Below are 466 nucleotides of genomic sequence, written 5' to 3' on the forward strand. Positions count from 1 at the left end.
CCCGAGGTCGAGATCATCGACGCCGCCAAGCTCCCCCGCGGCCGCGCCATGGCCCAGGAACGCATCAACCAACTCCTCGTCGAGCACGCCCGCGCCGGCCGCCGCGTCGTCCGCCTCAAAGGCGGGGACCCCTACGTCTTCGGCCGCGGCTACGAAGAACTCCAGGCCTGCACCGCCGCCGGCATCCCCGTCGAGGTCGTCCCCGGCATCACCAGCGCCGTCGCCGTCCCCGCCCTCGCCGGCATCCCCCTCACCCACCGCGGCCTCACCCACGAGTTCACCGTCGTCTCCGGCCACCTGCCCCCGGGCCACCCCGACTCCCTCGTCGACGGGCCCGCCCTCGCCCGCCTCCGCGGCACCCTCGTGGTCCTCATGGGCGTCGACACCGCCCCCACCATCGCCACCACCCTGATCCAGCACGGCCGCGACCCGCACACCCCCGTCGCCGTCGTCACCGCCGGCTCCA

Annotated in this window: 1 protein-coding gene; it reads left to right on the plus strand. The window is 75.1% G+C overall.

The features are described from left to right. The coding region (locus E9529_RS21530) for a uroporphyrinogen-III C-methyltransferase (protein WP_236833290.1) at positions 1–466 on the plus strand (466 nt) is incomplete at both ends.

Source organism: Blastococcus sp. KM273128 (assembly GCF_021698975.1).
Lineage (GTDB): Bacteria > Actinomycetota > Actinomycetes > Mycobacteriales > Geodermatophilaceae > Blastococcus.